Origin of the sequence: Streptococcus infantis, assembly GCF_047464415.1 — a bacterium.
Taxonomy (GTDB): Bacteria; Bacillota; Bacilli; order Lactobacillales; family Streptococcaceae; genus Streptococcus; species Streptococcus infantis_AE.
The window spans coordinates 1-18,049 of sequence record NZ_JASHBX010000017.1 but is presented as its reverse complement, the minus strand read 5'-3'; the positions used below and the strand labels follow the sequence as shown (position 1 = coordinate 18,049).

The window sequence follows — 18,049 nt, the reverse complement described above, 5'->3', positions numbered from 1 at the left end:
GCACTTATTCGGGCAAAATACCAACCTGCTCCACAAAGCGCATAAAGGCTGCCTGTCCTTCTTCTGTTTGCTTGTAAATCCCTGCATCTTCCAATACCCGAGCGAAGATTTTACCCACAGATTCTTGAACGATATTAAGAGCTTGGTCTTTGTCAGTCAATCCAGGATGGGATTCCTTCAACTCATCCGCCCATTCTTGGTGATAATCTGCAACTGGAACATCCTCTCCGACTATGTAAGCTGCTACTTGCTCTACTTCTTCCTTCAAGCGTGGTGGCAAAATGGCTAAACCCATAACCTCAATCAAGCCGATATTTTCCTTCTTGATATGTTGGACATCCTTGTGGGGATGATAGATGCCGTCTGGATGCTCTGGAGATGTTTGATTGTCCCGCAAGACCAAATCCAACTCAAACTGTCCATCTCGTTTACGGGCTATCGGTGTGATAGTATGGTGCGGAGTTCCATTGCTTTCCGCCAAAACCTGTACACTTGGATCTGAGTACTGACGCCAAGAAAGTAAGATTTTCTCAGCAAGGTTGGTCAAATCGTCTTTTGAATCCGACGTCAATCGAATCACAGACATAGGCCACTGAACAATCCCTGCTTTGACAGATTCAAAACCTTCAAAGGTAAAGCTTTTCTGTAAAGGAGCCACTTCCATTGGGAAGACATGTCGCCCACCTTGGTAATGATCATGCGTCAGGATGGAGCCACCCACGATTGGTAAATCAGCATTCGAGCCTGCAAAATAACCTGGGAACTGCTCCACAATTGCTAACAAACGCTCAAAACTTTGGCGACTAATAGCCATGGGACGATGTTGGCTGTCTAGGAAAATACAGTGCTCATTAAAGTACGCATAAGGCGAATATTGGAAGCCCCACTCCTGCCCAGAAATATCAAAACGTATAATACGATGGTTGCTTCTAGCTGGATGATTGACACGTCCATGGTAGCCTTCATTTTCCATACAAAGCTGACATTGAGGATAGTTGCTCGACTTGACCAACTTGGCTGCCGCTATCTCTTTTGGATCCTTTTCAGGCTTAGAGAGATTGATAGTAATCTCCAGTTCACCGTAGTCAGAAGGAACACGATAAGCAATATTCTTTGCGATAGCCTTTAGTTTGATGTAGTCATTCTTCTGACTGAGTTGGTAGAAGTCTGCAATCGCCTGCTCTGGTGACTGGGCATAAGTAGCCCAAAAGTCTCGATTAACCTGACTTGGACAAGGCGTTACCAAGTCCATGAGGTCTGCACCGAGAATCTCACGCGCAGCCAGACTATCTTCAATCGTTTCCAAGCGAACTGCTTCCTCAACAAGCTGATCTTTTAGTTCAATCAAATCATTTTGGTCAGTCTCAACTTCAAGAACTCCATCTCCCACCAGTGCCAAGACGCGATTGCTCAGATAAATCCGATCCAACTCTTCAAAGGTGCTTTCTGCAATGACTTTGGTAACAAATGTTTCTACTAAGGTCACTAGAAAACCTCCTTCTTACTTTCTAAATAGTCTCTAACAGCATCCAAATCCTGAAAAACTTGTTCTGTTTTATTTAAGAAAGACTGTGCTGGTATTTTTAAATCTGGAATACAAATAACTGGAATCCCAGCTCTATACGCCGCTTCAATCCCTGCTTCACTATCCTCTAGTACCAAGCAATTCTCTGGTAAAACGTTCAAATCACTACAAGCCTTTAAAAATATATCAGGGTAAGGTTTGCTTCGCTTTACATCTTTTGCAAAAACTAAATGGTCAAATAGTGATAGTATACCATTGCTATCCAAGATCATTCTAGCTCGAGATTCAACACTTGAAGTTGCTAAAGCGATTGGAATGCCTTCTTTTTGCAAATAAGTAAGCAAATTTTTAGCACCTTTTTTTAAATTTACACCTTTGGCTAAGATTTGAGCTTCCAGTTCATAAACTTTATCCAAGGTTTGGTCAAAGTTCCAAGGTAAATCATAGGTATCCAAAAATCGTTGAACATTCTCCTCTTCCCTATGTCCACTGTAGTCTCTAGAATAAGTTTCTTCTGTGAAAGGAATTCCAAAATCTCTAAGCAATTCTTGATAAACTTTTAGAGAAATGATTTCAGTATCGGCTAATAAGCCATCTAAATCAAATATTACAGCTTCCATATCCTTCTCTCCTAATCTAAGACGCGAGTTCCACCTGCAACTTCAGCGATGTAGAAGCTTGGAGCATAGCCAACAATTTCTTCATAGTGTTTGCCAACAGCTTCTTTAAAGGCCTCAACCGCATCTTTTTGAACCAAGGCAATCGCACAACCACCAAAGCCAGCTCCTGTCATACGAGCACCAAGAACACCTTCCTGAGCCCAAGCAGTGTGAACAAGGGTATCCAATTCCAAGCCAGTCACTTCGTAATCATGCTCAAGAGAAACGTGAGACGCATTCATCAAACGACCAAACTTGTCCAACTCTCCTGCTTGAAGAGCTGCTTGTGCTTTAAGGGTACGTTGATTTTCAAGAACGGCATGGCGAGCACGTTTCAAACGATTTTCGTCTTTGATCAGGTAGCTGTACTCGTCAAAAGCCCACTCATCTAATTCACCCAAGGTTTGGATATCCAAGGCCACTTGAAGTTCTTCCACTGCTTTTTCACACTCAGCACGGCGTTCATTGTATTTAGAATCTGCTAGTTCACGACGTTTGTTGGTATTCATGATCACAACAACATTGTCTTTCAAATCAAGTGGAACCAAGTTGTATTCTAGAGTGTTAGTATCTAGGTAAATAGCACGTTGGTCTGCCCCCATACCGATAGCAAATTGGTCCATGATACCAGAGTTAACGCCGATAAAGTTGTTCTCTGTTAGTTTTCCGATTTTTACTAAGTCTAGACGGTCCAATTTTAGGTCAAAGAGGTATTCTGCCACGACACCAGTCAAAAGCTCCAAAGATGCTGAAGAAGACAAGCCCGCACCATTTGGGATATTCCCAAAGACATAGAAATCAAAACCTTTGTCAATCACATGACCTGCTTCTTGCAAGAAATGAAGGACACCTTTTGGATAGTTGGTCCAGTTGTGCTCTTTCTCAAACTTAAGGTCAGCTAGAGGAACTTCGATAATTCCTTTATCCTCAAAGTTTGCTGAGTAGAAACGCAAAACTTGGTCATCACGCTTACGAGCAGCCCCATAAGTTCCTAGTGAGATAGCTGCTGGGAAAACATGCCCACCGTTATAGTCAGTATGTTCCCCAATCAAGTTGATGCGCCCTGGCGAGAAGAAGGTTTGGTCTGCTTCTTGACCAAAAACAGCAAGGAAATCCTTGCGAAGTGCTTCAGCAGTAAGATGTTGTGTCATATGAATTCTCCTTTTACGAAATATTAGGTAAAAAAGTTTATCCTGTAATCGTTTTCTTCTATTGTACCCAAGGGTTTTGCTTAGGTCAACATTTTTACCGATATTTTACTAAACTATGAGTAAAAAGGAAGAAAAATATGCTATAATAACCTAAAAAGGAGGGGAATTATGGCTACACTCAAAGATATTGCTCAGCTAGCCTCTGTCTCGATCGCAACTGTATCCCGTGTCCTCAATCGCGATCAGAGTCTATCTGTCACAGAAGAAACCAGACATCGTATTTTAACCGTTGCCGAAGAACTAGGCTACACCAAACATCTCAAAACAGGTGAATCTCATAAACTCAAACAGAAAATCGCTATCATCCAGTGGGTCAGTGAACAGGGAGAGTTAGAAGATCTCTACTACTACCAGATTCGACTAGGAATTGAAAATAGAGCACAAGAATTAGATTACGACATTTTGCGCTATTTTAATGACCAGCCTTTTACGCTTAGCGAAGAAGTGATTGGGATTCTTTGTATTGGGAAATTTAGCCAAGCACAGATTGCATCATTTGAGGAATACCACAAACCCCTAGTATTTTTAGACAGTGATACGATTGCTCTTGGTCATACCTGTGTCATTACAGATTTCTATAATGCTGTTAGACAGGTTGTTGATTACTTTACAGATCATGGGCTTAAAAAGATTGGTATCTTATCCGGTCTTGAAACTACTACTGACCATGAAGAAGTTATCTCAGATAAGCGTTTAGATTACTTTATATCCTATACGCAAGAAAAAGGTATTTATAACGAAAAATTCATTTTTCAAGGTCTATTTACTGCCCAATCTGGATATGATTTGATGAAGGAAGCTATTGAAAAATTAGGAGATAAACTTCCACAGGCCTTTTTTGCTGCCAGTGATAGCTTGGCCATTGGTGCCCTTCGCGCCCTTCAGGAAGCCAGCATCATCATTCCTGAGCGCGTCAGCATTATTTCCTTTAATGATACCATTCTAACCAAGCAAGTGTTCCCACCACTTTCCAGTATCACAGTCTACACCGAAGAAATGGGACGCACAGGAATGGATATTTTGAACAGAGAAGTCCTTCACGGACGTAAAATTCCAAGCCTTACTATGCTAGGAACCAAACTGACACTTAGAGAAAGCACCTTGCATTAATCACAACAACTGAACATAAAAAATCCTAATAGAGATTCTCAAATCTCTATTAGGATTTTCTTTTTATACTCAATGAAAATCAAAGAGCAAACTAGGAAGCTAGCCGCAGGTTGCTCAAAGCACTGCTTTGAGGTTGTAAATAAGACTGACGATGTCAGTTACCTATATCTACGGCAAGGTGAAGCTGACGTGGTTTGAAGAGATTTTCGAAGAGTATTAATCCATCACAATCATAGACTTGATAGTCTTGCGTTCATCCATAGCCTTATAAGCTTGGTCGATATCTTCTAGTTTGTAACTTGAAGTAAAGACACGACCCGGATTGATATCACCGTCAAGAACTGCTTTTAATAAAACTTGTTTATCATAAGTAGTAACTGATGCTGCTCCACCTGCCACTGAGATATTTTGAGCAAAGGTCGAACCAAGCGCACGGTTATTGTAGTGAGGCACACCGACAAATCCCATGCGTCCTCCATTATGGAGTACACCGAGAGCTTGGTCGACGGCTGCTTCTGTACCGACACATTCGAGAGCTGCATCTGCTCCACCACCAAGAATTTCTCGCACCTTGGCAATGCCTTCTTCACCACGTTCAGCTACGACTGCTGTCGCGCCTGACTCCAAGGCCATTTGTTGACGATCTTCGTGACGACTCATGAGGACGATTTGCGATGCTCCACGCATCTTAGCTGCAATGACAGCACATTGACCAACAGCCCCATCCCCAATAACGACAACCTTGTCGCCTTTTTGCACATTAGCAACACGCGCTGCATGGTAACCGGTCGGCATGACATCAGCAAGTGTCAAAAGTGACTTGAGCATGCCTTCGCTATAATCTGAAGGTTGACCTGGAATTTTCACAAGTGCCCAATTGGCAAAGTGGAAACGGATATACTCCGCCTGGACACCACCTGACCAGTTGGTGCCAATATGGCGGTCACAAGTCCCATCATAACCGGCACGACAGGCATCACACTGACCACAACCATGAGTGAAAGGCGCGATGACAAAGTCACCTGGTTTTACAGTAGTGACAGCCTCACCAACTTCTTCGACAATTCCGATAGCCTCATGACCACTATTACTATGCCCTTCTTCGATTTCGGGATTGCGGTAACTCCAAAGGTCTGAACCGCAAACGCAAGTGCGAACAATGCGGATAATGGCATCATCTGCCGCCTCAATTTTCGGACGATCAATTTCTGCCAGACCAACCCGGCCAGCTTTAGTATAAACTGCTGATTTCATAAAATTTCCTCTCTGTATCTAACTACTTTAAGTATACACTTTTTATTTAGCTTTCGCTCACTTATACTACATCTCATTAATGATGATGTTCATGTCCATGACTTTGACCTACTTCCAACTCCTCAATTTTTCGCTTATGGGCTTGATGAGTTGCTAGGTCTGCATCAACCTCAATGGTGATATTTTGGAAACCACAATCTTTGAGTAAGGTTCGAATGGATTCTTTACAGACCTCCATCTGTTCAATTTCTTTTAGACAAATATGGACAATGGCATTTTTCTCCAAACCATCCATGGTCCAGAGATTAAGCTGATTGATACTAGCGACATGGTCCAGTTGCTCCAAGTCGCTCTTTACTTGCTTGATATCTACACCTTCTGGCACAGCGTCAAGGAAAATCTTGAGTGTAGACCAAAAACGAGGAATCGCCTTTAACAGAATGAAGAAGGAAATGACAAGAGATAAGAGTGGATCCAGAATATACCAGTCGGTAAATCGCAGAACAATGGCCATTAGGATAACAGCCAGCCAACCCAGAGTATCTTCCAGAAAATGCAGGCTCAAAATAGACTCATTCTTGGTTTTTCCCTTACGAACTACTAGACTCGCCAGCACATTAATGCTAACAGCAATGATTCCTAACCAGAGGATTCCCTCATCATTGACAGGTTGTGGATGAACGAGTTTCGTTATATTTTCCAAGATAACCAGAACAGATCCTGTCATAAGAATCACAGCCGTTACCAAGGCTCCTAAGAGACTAAATCGTTTGTAACCCAAGGTGTAATGACTATCTTCTTCACGATTGGAAATTGTTTCAAGAAAGGCTGATACACCAATTGCGACTGCATCTCCCAAATCATGGACAGAGTCGGCAAGAACAGCACTGGAAGCAAACACTCCACCAGCGATAAACTCGACAATGGCATAACTTAAATTCAAGAAAAAAGCTAACCAAACTGCATATTTTGTCTTCATAATCCTGTTTCCTCTGATATAATAGATTCATGAACATCCTGTTCATTATCATTATCTAACATTCATTACAGAAAGGATAGGTGCAAACTGTTTATTTTGTAAGTTACTGAACAGTTTGTTCAAAGTGTCCATATGACTAGTCAAGATCGTCGCATTACCAAGACACGAAAAGCTATCTATACTGCTTTTTTACAATTACTAAATCAAAAAAATTTTGAATCCATCACTGTTCAGGAGATTATTGACCTAGCAGATGTCGGTCGCTCCACCTTTTACAGTCACTATGAAAGTAAGGAACTGCTTCTAGACGAGCTCTGCCGTTATCTCTTTCATCATCTTTTTGAACGTGAGGAAAATATATCTACAGAAGCTTATTTGGCTCATATCTTTTCACATTTTAAGAAAAATCAGGACCACGTCACCAGTCTTCTTTTCTCTAAAAACGACTACTTCCTCCGTCAATTGCAGAAAGAATTGGAACACCATGTTTATCCTATGGTCGCAGAGGACTTGCAAGTTTCCTATCCTAATATTCCTGCTTCTTATCTCAAACACTATGTTGTAACTAACTTTATCGAAACATTGACCTGGTGGCTGAAAAAGGGGAAATCTTACACGGAGGATCAAGTAGTGAGATTTTACTTAGACGTCATGGAAATGACAACCAAACAAAAATAAATCATCATTATTCTATCTAGTAAGGAAATCTTATGAACTTCGTTATTATTCTTGCTATTTTTACAGCCTTCTTAGCGCTTGCCTTTGCCCTCCTTCATTTATTGGCCAGCCTTTCAGAATTAAGAAAAGGCAAGAATACTCTAGGAAATCAACTTCTATTCATCGGAAGTTGCCTTGCGACCTTATCTCTCATCCTCTACTTCCTTTTGCCGATTGTTGCTTTATTCCTTTGGCTGATCGGCTGTAGTTTGATTTGCTACGGGGCCTATTGGAATGGGAAACGCAAAGAAGTATTCCACCCAGCCCACCATGTCATTCGAGTGGGCATCGCTCTGGTGATTACAATTTTATTAGCTCTCATATAAGAAAAGCTCAAGTTTTCAGAAAAAACTTGAGCTTTTGTAGTTTCTATTTGTTATGCAATCAACACCATGAGAATAGGGATCATCACCATGGTAGCAAGTGTTGTCTCTGTCACCATGATTGCAGCATAATCACTATCAGCTCCGTAGAGTCTGGCAACAACCGGCGCATTGGTCATCACAGGCATGGCGGACTGGATGATAAATACCTGCTTCATCAAGCTGGGAAGAGGGACCCAGTAGACGATGGTCGCCATCAAGAGAGGGGCAACCAGGAAGCGACCAAGTAGAATCAATAACTGATCTTTTCCCAGAACCAACTGCTTCACGCCTATATGAGATACTGATAAACCGATGAATATCATGGATAAAGGTGTCGTTAAATTACCCAGATACTGCAAATCACTGGCTAGAAAAGCTGGCATCTTGACCTGCAGCATCACCATGACTAGCCCCAAGATAAAGCCCATCAGGGGCGGAGAAAAGACTTTTTTCAGACTCGTTTTGAGATCAAACTGCGCTTCTCCCTCACCATCTCGCTGGATGAGATAAGTTCCCAAAGTCCAGAAAAAGGTCGTATTGCACATGTAATAGATCAAAACATAGGGAATGCTGGCATCTCCAAAGAGGGCTTGGTTAATGGGGAGCCCCACGAAAATCGTATTGGAATTAAAAAACATGGAAATAAAGAGGCCGCGACGGTCCTGTCTTACTGCAAAGATCTTGGCTACTCCTGACGCGATGCCAAGCAAAATAACCATAGACAGGGCAGGAAACCGCAGTGCTGGCAACATTTTAAGTAAATCTGCTGTTGTGAAGCGTTGTGTGATGGTGTAGAGCATATAGCAGGGCAAGGCGACTTGAGTGACTAGCTTTGCGATCAAGCCACGTGACTTGTCATCGAACCAGCCTTTTTCACCTATGACAAAGCCGACTAAGATCATGCCAAGGATGACGAGAATCCCCGATATACTCCTCAAAAAGATGTCCATGTTCTCCCCTTTTCTTTTTTGAAATGACAGTGTTTCTACAAGTCTCAAAAACTACTCTAGTATATCACAAAAAGAGCACAATTTTTCAACCTCTGCATTTACAGATAAACGATCCTCTTTTTTCAAACATAGAGGACCTCCCGGTCCTATAAAAAAACGAAAACAAACGTCATTTTTGGCGTTTGTCTTCGTTTTGATTCTAAGACAAGAAGCCTTAGAATTTTTTTATCGTAACCAACTTTCGTCTAACTGGCCTTTACTTTTGCTAAAAGCTTTCCCATGTTCATCAATAACAGCATGAATCTCTTGGCATTGTTTGAGAGTGAGTCCTTCCAATACATTACAATAAACAGCATGCATTTCATTATAGGTATCAAAATTTCCAAATCCTAATCGTCGAAAAAGTCTTCTAGCATATTCGTCCGAAATAAAAACTGAACGATCAAAAAGATATAGTAAAAGTGCATCTGCAGTCTCTGGTCCAATCCCTTTTAACTCCAAAAGTTGCTTCCGTAAATCTTCTGTTCCAATCCTAGTAAGAACCTCAAAACCACCATTTTCTCTTAACCAGATTAGAAGTTCCCTAATCGTTTGAGACTTTTGCTTAAAAAATCCAGCAGGTCGAATACGTTCCTGTAAATCTTCTAGTGATAACCCTAGGATACCCTCTACTGTCATGACATCCATAAGACCAGCTAAAGCCAACTTAGCATTTTTCTCAGATGTTCGCTGGATAAGAATAGTCGATACCAGATCTTCAAGCTTGTTATCCGATTGCCACCAATTTTGTTCTCCATAGTGCTTACAGAGTCGCAAAAGAGTCTCTTGTATTTCTTCTTGCCTCATCATTTGTTCAATAATCCCTGTTCCACCAAGAAATCATGTGCAACACTATAAGCATCCTTACCATCAATACCAACCTGATAGTTCATCTGACTCATCTGGCTCTCAGTGATTTTACCAGCTAGCTTATTAAGAACAGCTTCCAACTCCGGATGTTTTTCGAGTAACTCAGCTTTCATGAATGGCGCCCCTTGATAAGGCGGGAAGAGGTGCTGATCATCTTCTAAAATTTGAAGTTGGTAACGCTCGATTTCAGGATCTGTCGAGTAGACTTCCATAATCTGAATATCTCCAGCCTTGATCGCATCATAGCGAAGAGCTGGCTCCATGGTTGCCACATTGAGATTCAATCCATAAACAGACTGCAAGCCCTTGTTTCCATCCTCACGATCATTAAACTCCAGAGTGAATCCTGCCTTCAGTTTATCTTGAACTCCCTTTAGGTCAGAAATAGTCTTCAAATGATATTCTTTAGCTATACTTTTTGGAACTGCAATAGCAAAGGTATTTTGATAAGCCATGTGATTCAGTAAGACTAGATTATCCTGTTTCTTAATGCCATCACGCGCTACTTCATAAACTTCTTCAGAGTCATTGCTCACTTTAGGAGTTGGCTGCAAGAGAGAGCCTGTAATAGTACCTGTAAATTCTGGATAGATATCAATATCTCCTTTTTTCAGTGCTTGGTAAAGGAAATCTGTCTTCCCAAAGTTAGGCTTGACCGTCACCGTCATATCCGTATTTTCCTCGATGAGAAGTTTATACATATTCATGAGAATCTCAGGTTCAGGTCCTAACTTCCCAGCAATGACGAGATTGTCTTTCTCATTATGTGGGATGATGCTTGGAACATAACTAACTCCCAAACCAAGGATCATGACAGCAAAGGCCGAAACAATCGTACGCAACTTTGCCTTTTCCAACCATTTGAGAATGACATTAAAGAGAATGGCCAAGATGGCTGATGAGATTGCTCCGATTAAAATGAGACTAGTATTCCGACGATCAATTCCCAAAAGGATAAAGGAGCCCAATCCCCCAGCTCCCACAAGAGCTGCTAGAGTCGCTGTCCCAATGATCATAACGGTCGCTGTTCGAACCCCCGATACAATGACAGGCATGGCCAGTGGAATTTCAAACTTCTTGAGTCGCTCCCACTTGGTCATTCCAAAAGCAATCCCTGCCTCCTCAAGACTAGGATCAATGCCATTCAGGGCTGTGATTGTATTTTCTAAAATCGGGAAAATAGCGTAAATGACAAGAGCTGTGAGGGCTGGTAAGGTTCCAATCCCCATGAAAGGAATAAAGAGCCCCAACAAAGCCATTGAGGGAATAGTCTGGAAGATACCTGCAACTTGTAGCACCCAGGTCGCTGCTTTTTTGTGACCATTTAGATAAACCGCAAGTGGGATGGTCAGAAAAATAGCGACCAATAAGGTCAAAAGAGATAATTGTAAGTGTTGCCCAAGAGCGGTTAACCATTCCCCAAAACGCTCTTGAAAGGTTGAAATCAAATTAGACATGAATGCTACCTCCAAACAAGTTTGCTACAAAGTCTGTCGCAGGCGCTTGTAAAATTGTTTCAGGTTTTGCCACCTGACGAATTTCTCCATCTTGTAAAACTGCAATTCGATCCCCTAATTTTAAGGCCTCATCCGTATCATGGGTTACGAAGATGGTCGTCATGCCGAATTCTTTATGTAATGCCTTGGTCAATTCTTGCAACTGCTTGCGAGAGATGGCATCCAAGGCTGAAAAAGGCTCGTCCATCAATAGAATTTTGGGTTCCCCAATGATGGCTCGTACAATGCCAATCCGCTGTTGCTCCCCACCAGATAACTCACTAGGCATGCGCTTTGCATACTCTGCAGCAGGCAGGCCAACCTTATCCAAGAGTTCTTCTGTTTTAGAAGCGATTTGCTCCTTGCTCCAGCACTTCATCTCAGGAATGAGAGCTATATTTTCCGCAACCGTCAAGTTAGGAAATAGGGCAATGGCTTGAAGGACATAGCCGGTACTGAGACGGAGCTCCCGTTCGTCATAGTCCTTAATGCGTTTTCCATCCATATAGATATCGCCATCTGTCGGCTCCAAGAGACGGTTCACCATCTTGATCATGGTGGTCTTACCAGATCCTGAAGGACCCACTAGCACCATGAATTCTCCATTTTCAATGCGGAGATTGACATCTTTTAAAATGGTCTTTTCCGTGTAGCGCAAGGCTACATGTTTGTATTCAATCATAAATCATCCTCAAGCAACTGTCTTTCTTTCAAAACATCTATTAAACTCATAGCTGGACGTCCTAATACCTTTTCGACATCTGTTGAAACTCCAGCTTGTTCCCCAGCTTTAATCGCTGTATAGGTACTGACCCAAGCATCGTACTCCCAAGTTTGTGCTGGCCATTTTTTCCGTGACTCATAAGCTTCTTCTACTGATTCATCTACATACGTGATGGCATTACCGGTCTCTTTTGAGAGAAGCACTACGATTTCTTCCATGGAAAGGTTCTCTGGCCCTGTCAGATTCAAGGTTTGATTTTCCCATTTCTTAGCATGTAAGATAATCTCTGCTGCAACACTAGATGTGTCCTTACGGGCAACTGCTGAAACCTTCCCACTTCCTGCTGGACCACGAATTTCTCCATTTTCAAGCGCAATATCTAACAAGAAGTCTAAGTAAAAATTATCTCTCAAAAATGTATAGGTGAATCCTAACTCCTTGATATAGGCTTCCGTCTGGGCATGATCTCGAGACAAGGTAAAGGTTGCTTTTTCATCTGCTCCGTAAAAGGAGGTATAGACGATATGCTCTACTCCTGCTAGCTTTGCAGCATCTAAAAACTCCTTGTGCTCCTTGACACGCTCTGGATTTTCCCGAGCAGAAACCATTAACAAGATATCGATACCCTTTAAAGCCTCAACCACCTCTGGAGTATTGGTATAGGATATTCTACGGATTTCCGCAGACGCGTAAACCTTAGCACGCTCTGGACTTCGTGCTAGATGGACGGAAGCGATTCCTTTTTTATCGACAAGATCAGCCACATAGGAACCTAAGTTCCCTGTTACACCTGTAATTCCGATCATAACTGTTACTTCCTTTCCCTAGATGTCATTCTCTTTAGCTTTTAGATTTGTGATAATACGCTCTTGATAGGCCTCAAATTCTTGAATTTCTTGATCAGAAAAGCCTTGGTAGAAAATCTCTCCCAGTTCTTTGCTGACACGGTCTCCAATTGCTTTTTGAGCCCAACCGAGTTCTGTCAAAGAGATATATTTTTTCCTTTTATCTTGTGTGCAAGGTTGAATCGTGACCAAGCCTTGTTCTTCCAATTTCTTAACCATACTGGTCAATGTATTATTGGCTAGACCCGTCGCAAGAGCGATATCGGTCGCTGTAGCGCACCCCAACTCTTGCTTCCACAAAATCGTTAAAATTTTTCCCTGTTCACTTCTGTATTGAGTATCTGGTTCCTTGTTCAATAGTTTTTGAAAGATACGCCCATTCAACAAACGAATCTGTAGAGCTTGGTAGCCCCCTAACATCTTATCCATTTTTACTCCTTTTTGTTCTATATCGAACCTTTTGAACTATTGTAACACTATGAATTACATCTGTCAACTATTTCGATATAGAAATATCAATTTTTTAATAAATCTGCGTAAATCGCGTAATCCAGATCTTTAAAAACATTGAATACAACTATCATATCAGGGTGTTTTTTCTGAAACTGTACACCCGTCTCTATCGCAATCTTGGCTGCCTCTTCATTTGGAAAACGAAATTCTCCTGTTGAGATACAACAAAAGGCTAAGCTTCTAAGACCTTTTTCATAAGCTAAGTTCAAACACTCTTCGTACGACGAGACTAACTGTCGTCTTTCCAAATCTGTCACTTCTTCATAGATAATAGGGCCCACTGTATGAAGAACATAGCGTGAAGGTAAGTTGTAGGCCTTGCTCATCTTTGCCTGACCTGTAGCTTCATCCCTTCCTTGCTCTTGCATGAGCTCATGACACGCTAGACGCAGTTCAACTCCTGCAACTGTGTGAATAGCATTGTCAATACACGAATGATTAGGTACAAAACAACCTAAAAGCTTACTGTTGGCCGCATTGACAATGGTATCAACCGCCAGACGAGTGATATCGCCTTGCCACAGGTAGAGATTGGGCCGAATGGGAGTTAAGTCTCTCAAGTCTATAACTCCTTTTTCTAATAGTTTTTCTTGTAAATAACGGTCTTGTTGGTAGAGAAAGTCGGCTGTCACTGGTGCTGGATAGCGGACATTTTGAAGAGCCCGATATAAAACTTCTTGCTCCTCTACCTTTTCAGGAATCTCTAGTTCTGTCAATCCTTGCTCGCTTTTTAAAACATCAATCAAATATTCTAGTCTGCTAGCCATTGTTGGAGAACCTCCCTCATATCATCTTTTATAGAAATTGTTTTTTCTTTTGGAGTACCAAAGCCTTCAAGATCATCACGATTGAGACGAATCAAATGAGCCTTTGGAAATACCGCTGTCATTTTCTCAAAAGGATAGCGAATGATGGTCGGCGTATTGTATCCGACACCCAATTCTAAGAAGACAACCTTTTGATCTTCTATCCCTTCCAAAAATCTTTGATAGGCTTCATAAGATTCCTCCCAAGTCTCATCTTGAACAAAATCCTGGTCTACACGTAAATGCATGGTCATTGGCGCCCCACAATGAGGACAATACGGTATCAAGTCGGTTGGAATTTTCAAGTCCTTGATTTCTTTTAGCATCTCCATGACAGCTCCTTCATTATCAAAGACTTGCTGGCGACAAGGGACGGAACATTGCCACTCTCCGTAGTTGCCCTGTACTTCAAAGAAACGTTCCGGAGCAAATCCTGTCTTCATAAACTGCCCATCTACATTGGTCGTAATCACAAAATAATCCTTGTCCTTTACCAAGTCGAAAAGATCTCTATAAAGTGGAAGTCCATCCGGTTGGTAACGATTATGATAGATATGTTTGTCCCAATAGCCCCAGCGCTCTTCAAGAGCCTCAAAAGGATAAAAAGCTGCAGAATACATGTCCTGCATGCCATAACGAGCAATATAATCTTTAAAAAAAACCTGAAAACGTGACCCTGAGTAGGTTAAACCCGCCGCTGCAGATAAACCAGCTCCTGCTCCAATCACAACCTTATCTGCTTCTTCAATAATTTTCTTTGCTTCTTGAATCTTTGTCATCTTATCTTCCCTCAATTTCAAATCTTGCTTGGTAGGGAGGCAATTGCGTCAAATCATAAAAATCCCCTACTACTTTTTTAAAACGAAAGACTTGTAGGTGACTACGCCCCTCTTCTGTCGGATAAATCTCATACATATATGGATTAGCTTCCAACAACTCTTCAAGATGCTCTTTTCCAATCCACTCCACTTGACCCGTTAAGGAAATGGATTTACGGTCCATGGTTCCTGCTCCTTGAGTCATCCCTGTCAACGCTACACGTCCATCTTCCTTAAGACGCTTGTAGAGGGGTTTAAAATCAGCTGTCAAAAAATAGACTTTTTTCCCATCCTCCCACATCATATCCATGACAGCTGTATGCGGATGTCCCGTTTCATCAACCGTTGCCACTACAACTGAATGAATCTCTTCGACTAGTACTTTCAAATAATCCATTATATAACACCATGTCTTTCTTTGAATTTTAGTTCCATATCGAACTTTATGAAACAATTGTAACTCTTTTTATTACACCTGTCAACTGTTTCGATATCGAAATAATAAAAACTTCCTACCAAAAAGTAGAAAGCCATCATTTTTATAAAATTAAACATGAATCACATCTGAATCATTCCTCTTAAAGAAACTACTATGCACCAGATAAGGACCATACTTAGAATTTTGACTATAAACCAAGCATAAAGGAATGATAAAAATTTTTATAAAGTAGAGTAAGCAAAAAAGTAAAAAAGAACTAAAACTAAGAGTCTTTAAATCAAAAAAGTAAAGATAAAATAAAAGTGAAGCATTTAATAGAATATTAAATCCCGTAGCAAAACTAGCTGATAAGATATTCGTCTTAATCTGAGGATTAAAGAGTTTAACAGCAAATAAAGCCAATAAAGAAATATTATAGATACAAATCGGCTTGTAATCATGACGATAGAAAACTAAACATTTATTGTTATAAAAATTAATCCCACTACTAAAATTACTCGCCTTGTTAATCCAAACATGCGAAACTCCACTAATATCACTCCAAGGAACAAATAAAGCTAATCTTCTAAGATAAATCCCTTTTGGAGATATAGAAAATTTCCAAGGACAAAGAAAATTTATTCCAATGCCAACTAAAATCAATAAAAGAAGGCAATACACTAACTGTGTTTGATGAAAGCTAAAGGCGTAATTAAATATAGTAAATTCTTGAATTTCACGCCCAGCAATTTGATAGACAACAGAAAAATATAAAAAAACTATAAATAGAACAAATCTATAATAAATACTATGAAACTTCACAATTTTTGGCATATATTCTCCTTACTGATAATGTCGTCATCGAATGACACTTTTCTATCTGACTTAACACAAGTATACCATTAAACACTCAAAAAGCATAAACACGGAAGAAAGAGATTTTTATAAAAAGAGCTTGGCCAAGACCAAACTCTTCATTTTTCTATTCTTCCTCAACTAAGCGTTTAAACTCCGCTTGGATCTCTGTATTCTCTGTCGGCTTTAAATACATGACTCCACCATTTGTTGTTGGAGAATGAAAAACAATCGCTTCCCCTGTATCAGTTATTGCAAAAAAGTAGCTGTGCACGTCCGGGTATTTATCCCAGTTACTATATCGCTCCACAATTCGATACTTAGCATTACCTAAACCTGTATCCGTGTATTCGGCATTCATTTTTTCGCTTGGTCCATCTCCAAAGCTATAGAGATTATCCGCACCAACATCACCACCAGAAATTCCTTTTTTGTAATTAGGTTGACCTAGTCTTTCGCCCCATCCTTTAATGAAGGATTCTAATTTTGCAGATTTGCTTGCATTCCAAGGAGCTTTTTGTTTTTCTCCCGAAATGGTCGTGCTAGTAGAGCTTTCAAATTTTTGCCAATCAAAACCTCTTAAATCAATTTGATCCGATTCAGTTTTTCCAAAATTAGATCCAATATAATTAGATTCTATTTGAAATTCTTTTTCCTGAAGTTTACTAGCCCCCTTTTGATTTTCATTTAACTTATAAAGAGCTCCATAACCTTTACCAGTTCCAGACAACCAACTTAATTCAAGAATCTCCCCACCTTGATAAATAATTGCTGCATTCCTAGCTCCACCATGTCCTGCAGCAAAACCTTCTGCTAAGAGAACAGGCTTACCTTCTTGTAAAGAGTACACTCCAGTTAAAAAGTATTTTCCACTTAAATTAAGATCCGCAACAAGAAACTCCACAATACCATCATCATTTAAATCGACAAAAGAATAACGCATATCATCTGAACGATTTATAGCATTTTCAATAGACCAACTATTGATAGGACGTTCAGTAGCTTTTAAACTTTGATAAAGATTTGAAATTGCAGTTGAATCATTCGAAGTAGAAAATATTTTTTGGTAATCATCAAAAACTGACTTGTACAAATCTTTATAATCTTTCTTAGACTCCCCAGACTTTATCTCGTTACTAGTAGTTGAAGTAGATAAACTAATATCTTTACTAGAAAGCTCGGAATTTTGATTACTACAACCAACTGTAAAGAAACTAAATATAAGAATAAAAAGACTTCCTAGTATACTTTTATGACCCATAAAAATCTCCTCTTAAAATGAATGATGTCCATAGCTTTGCTTACATTATATCAAATATTTGAGAGATTCGGTAAGATAAAAAATCTTATATACAAATACTAAGTAAATAAGTTCTATAATTCTTATATTCGATACACCTTCAATAAATACTATGTAGCTAAATATAATGTAAAGAAATCTCATAGGCCCTATAACAAGAGAGATTAACCATTATTTAAAGTTAACCTATAATACAGTTAAATGATTATACAAGCTTACAGGAAATTAAATAAAAGACTATTGACGCATTGAAACAATAAAATATAAATGAAAGATAGAAGCTAGGAAAAGTCACGAAATCATTAAACAATACTTTTATACTCCGTGACTTTAATAACATTAAACCAAAATCTTCCTAAATTTGAAAACAAAAAGAGCGAACCATTTTGTTTAGCTCCAGATAGTAACAATTCATAACTCAACCACAGTTGTCAAAGAGGGCAAATTTGATAATTAAAGGCACAAAAAGGCTCTATAATATTTGTAGTGGGTAAATCCCCTATGGATATTATGGAGCCTATTTTTGTGTAGAAAAAAAGTCCCATAAGATCTATAATGAAAAGCGACCAAACCATCATTAGAAAGAATCATATGG

The 18,049-nt window shown here is 40.1% G+C and carries 19 protein-coding genes; 3 read left to right on the top strand and 16 right to left on the bottom strand.

Annotated elements, in window-relative coordinates; genetic code table 11:
• Positions 1-4: 4 nt before the first annotated feature.
• The 3 genes from QM460_RS09115 to QM460_RS09105 are packed head-to-tail and all read right to left on the bottom strand — an operon-like array spanning position 5 to position 3,335.
• Positions 5-1,486, bottom strand: a complete 1,482-nt coding sequence (locus QM460_RS09115) for a UDP-glucose--hexose-1-phosphate uridylyltransferase (protein ID WP_414289916.1) — start codon at positions 1,484-1,486, stop codon at positions 5-7.
• Positions 1,486-2,145 carry an HAD family hydrolase gene (locus QM460_RS09110; protein ID WP_414289915.1) on the bottom strand — a complete coding sequence of 220 codons (660 nt, stop codon included), beginning with the start codon at positions 2,143-2,145 and terminating at the stop codon, positions 1,486-1,488. Before QM460_RS09110 ends, QM460_RS09115 begins: the two co-directional genes overlap by 1 nt.
• Before the next feature lie 11 nt (positions 2,146-2,156).
• Entirely contained in the window at positions 2,157-3,335 is a 1,179-nt protein-coding gene (locus QM460_RS09105; protein ID WP_414289914.1) for a galactokinase, read from the bottom strand.
• A 168-nt stretch (positions 3,336-3,503) separates the two neighbouring features.
• Between QM460_RS09105 and QM460_RS09100 the strand changes: the two genes are divergently transcribed.
• Positions 3,504-4,505 (top strand): LacI family DNA-binding transcriptional regulator, encoded by a 1,002-nt coding sequence (locus tag QM460_RS09100; protein WP_414289913.1) that lies wholly within the window; start codon positions 3,504-3,506, stop codon positions 4,503-4,505.
• A 216-nt stretch (positions 4,506-4,721) separates the two neighbouring features.
• On the opposite strand, the gene QM460_RS09095 is transcribed toward QM460_RS09100, so the two are convergent.
• Positions 4,722-5,759: a zinc-binding dehydrogenase gene (locus QM460_RS09095; protein WP_414289912.1), complete on the bottom strand. Its 1,038-nt coding sequence runs from the start codon at positions 5,757-5,759 to the stop codon at positions 4,722-4,724.
• Positions 5,760-5,835: 76 nt separating this feature from the next.
• The gene (locus QM460_RS09090; protein ID WP_414289911.1) at positions 5,836-6,738 is read right to left on the bottom strand and encodes a cation diffusion facilitator family transporter; all 903 of its coding nucleotides are present in this window, start codon (positions 6,736-6,738) and stop codon (positions 5,836-5,838) included.
• Positions 6,739-6,870: 132 nt separating this feature from the next.
• On the opposite strand from QM460_RS09090, the gene QM460_RS09085 reads away from it, so the two are divergent.
• The gene (locus QM460_RS09085; protein WP_414289910.1) at positions 6,871-7,416 is read left to right on the top strand and encodes a TetR/AcrR family transcriptional regulator; all 546 of its coding nucleotides are present in this window, start codon (positions 6,871-6,873) and stop codon (positions 7,414-7,416) included.
• A gap of 32 nt (positions 7,417-7,448) precedes the next feature.
• Entirely contained in the window at positions 7,449-7,781 is a 333-nt protein-coding gene (locus tag QM460_RS09080; protein ID WP_414289909.1) for a glucuronide permease, read from the top strand.
• 50 nt (positions 7,782-7,831) lie between these two features.
• Here the strand turns inward: QM460_RS09080 and QM460_RS09075 are convergent, their stop codons facing one another.
• The 11 genes from QM460_RS09075 to QM460_RS09025 all read right to left on the bottom strand — a co-directional run bounded on the left by QM460_RS09075 (position 7,832) and on the right by QM460_RS09025 (position 17,415).
• A complete protein-coding gene (locus tag QM460_RS09075) occupies positions 7,832-8,770 on the bottom strand; it encodes an AEC family transporter (RefSeq protein WP_414289908.1) in 939 nt (312 codons plus the stop codon).
• 225 nt (positions 8,771-8,995) lie between these two features.
• The gene (locus QM460_RS09070) at positions 8,996-9,619 is read right to left on the bottom strand and encodes an endonuclease III domain-containing protein (RefSeq protein ID WP_414289907.1); all 624 of its coding nucleotides are present in this window, start codon (positions 9,617-9,619) and stop codon (positions 8,996-8,998) included.
• Complete coding sequence (locus QM460_RS09065) at positions 9,616-11,136, bottom strand: ABC transporter permease/substrate-binding protein (protein ID WP_414289906.1); 1,521 nt, start codon at positions 11,134-11,136, stop codon at positions 9,616-9,618. Before QM460_RS09065 ends, QM460_RS09070 begins: the two co-directional genes overlap by 4 nt.
• Positions 11,129-11,857, bottom strand: a complete 729-nt coding sequence (locus tag QM460_RS09060) for an ATP-binding cassette domain-containing protein (protein WP_414289905.1) — start codon at positions 11,855-11,857, stop codon at positions 11,129-11,131. Before QM460_RS09060 ends, QM460_RS09065 begins: the two co-directional genes overlap by 8 nt.
• Positions 11,854-12,705 carry an SDR family oxidoreductase gene (locus QM460_RS09055; RefSeq protein ID WP_414289904.1) on the bottom strand — a complete coding sequence of 284 codons (852 nt, stop codon included), beginning with the start codon at positions 12,703-12,705 and terminating at the stop codon, positions 11,854-11,856. The genes QM460_RS09060 and QM460_RS09055 overlap by 4 nt, the downstream gene beginning before the upstream one ends.
• A gap of 18 nt (positions 12,706-12,723) precedes the next feature.
• Positions 12,724-13,173, bottom strand: a complete 450-nt coding sequence (locus QM460_RS09050; protein WP_414289903.1) for a MarR family winged helix-turn-helix transcriptional regulator — start codon at positions 13,171-13,173, stop codon at positions 12,724-12,726.
• A gap of 86 nt (positions 13,174-13,259) precedes the next feature.
• Complete coding sequence (locus tag QM460_RS09045; protein ID WP_414289902.1) at positions 13,260-14,024, bottom strand: protein-ADP-ribose hydrolase; 765 nt, start codon at positions 14,022-14,024, stop codon at positions 13,260-13,262.
• Complete coding sequence (locus QM460_RS09040) at positions 14,009-14,842, bottom strand: SIR2 family NAD-dependent protein deacylase (protein ID WP_414289901.1); 834 nt, start codon at positions 14,840-14,842, stop codon at positions 14,009-14,011. Before QM460_RS09040 ends, QM460_RS09045 begins: the two co-directional genes overlap by 16 nt.
• A gap of 1 nt (position 14,843) precedes the next feature.
• Positions 14,844-15,278, bottom strand: coding sequence for a pyridoxamine 5'-phosphate oxidase family protein (locus QM460_RS09035; protein WP_414289900.1), 435 nt, complete (start codon positions 15,276-15,278; stop codon positions 14,844-14,846).
• A 150-nt stretch (positions 15,279-15,428) separates the two neighbouring features.
• Complete coding sequence (locus QM460_RS09030) at positions 15,429-16,133, bottom strand: hypothetical protein (protein WP_414289899.1); 705 nt, start codon at positions 16,131-16,133, stop codon at positions 15,429-15,431.
• A 148-nt stretch (positions 16,134-16,281) separates the two neighbouring features.
• On the bottom strand, positions 16,282-17,415 hold the full coding sequence (locus tag QM460_RS09025; protein ID WP_414289898.1) for a DUF4767 domain-containing protein: 1,134 nt from the start codon (positions 17,413-17,415) through the stop codon (positions 16,282-16,284).
• Positions 17,416-18,049 lie beyond the last annotated feature (634 nt).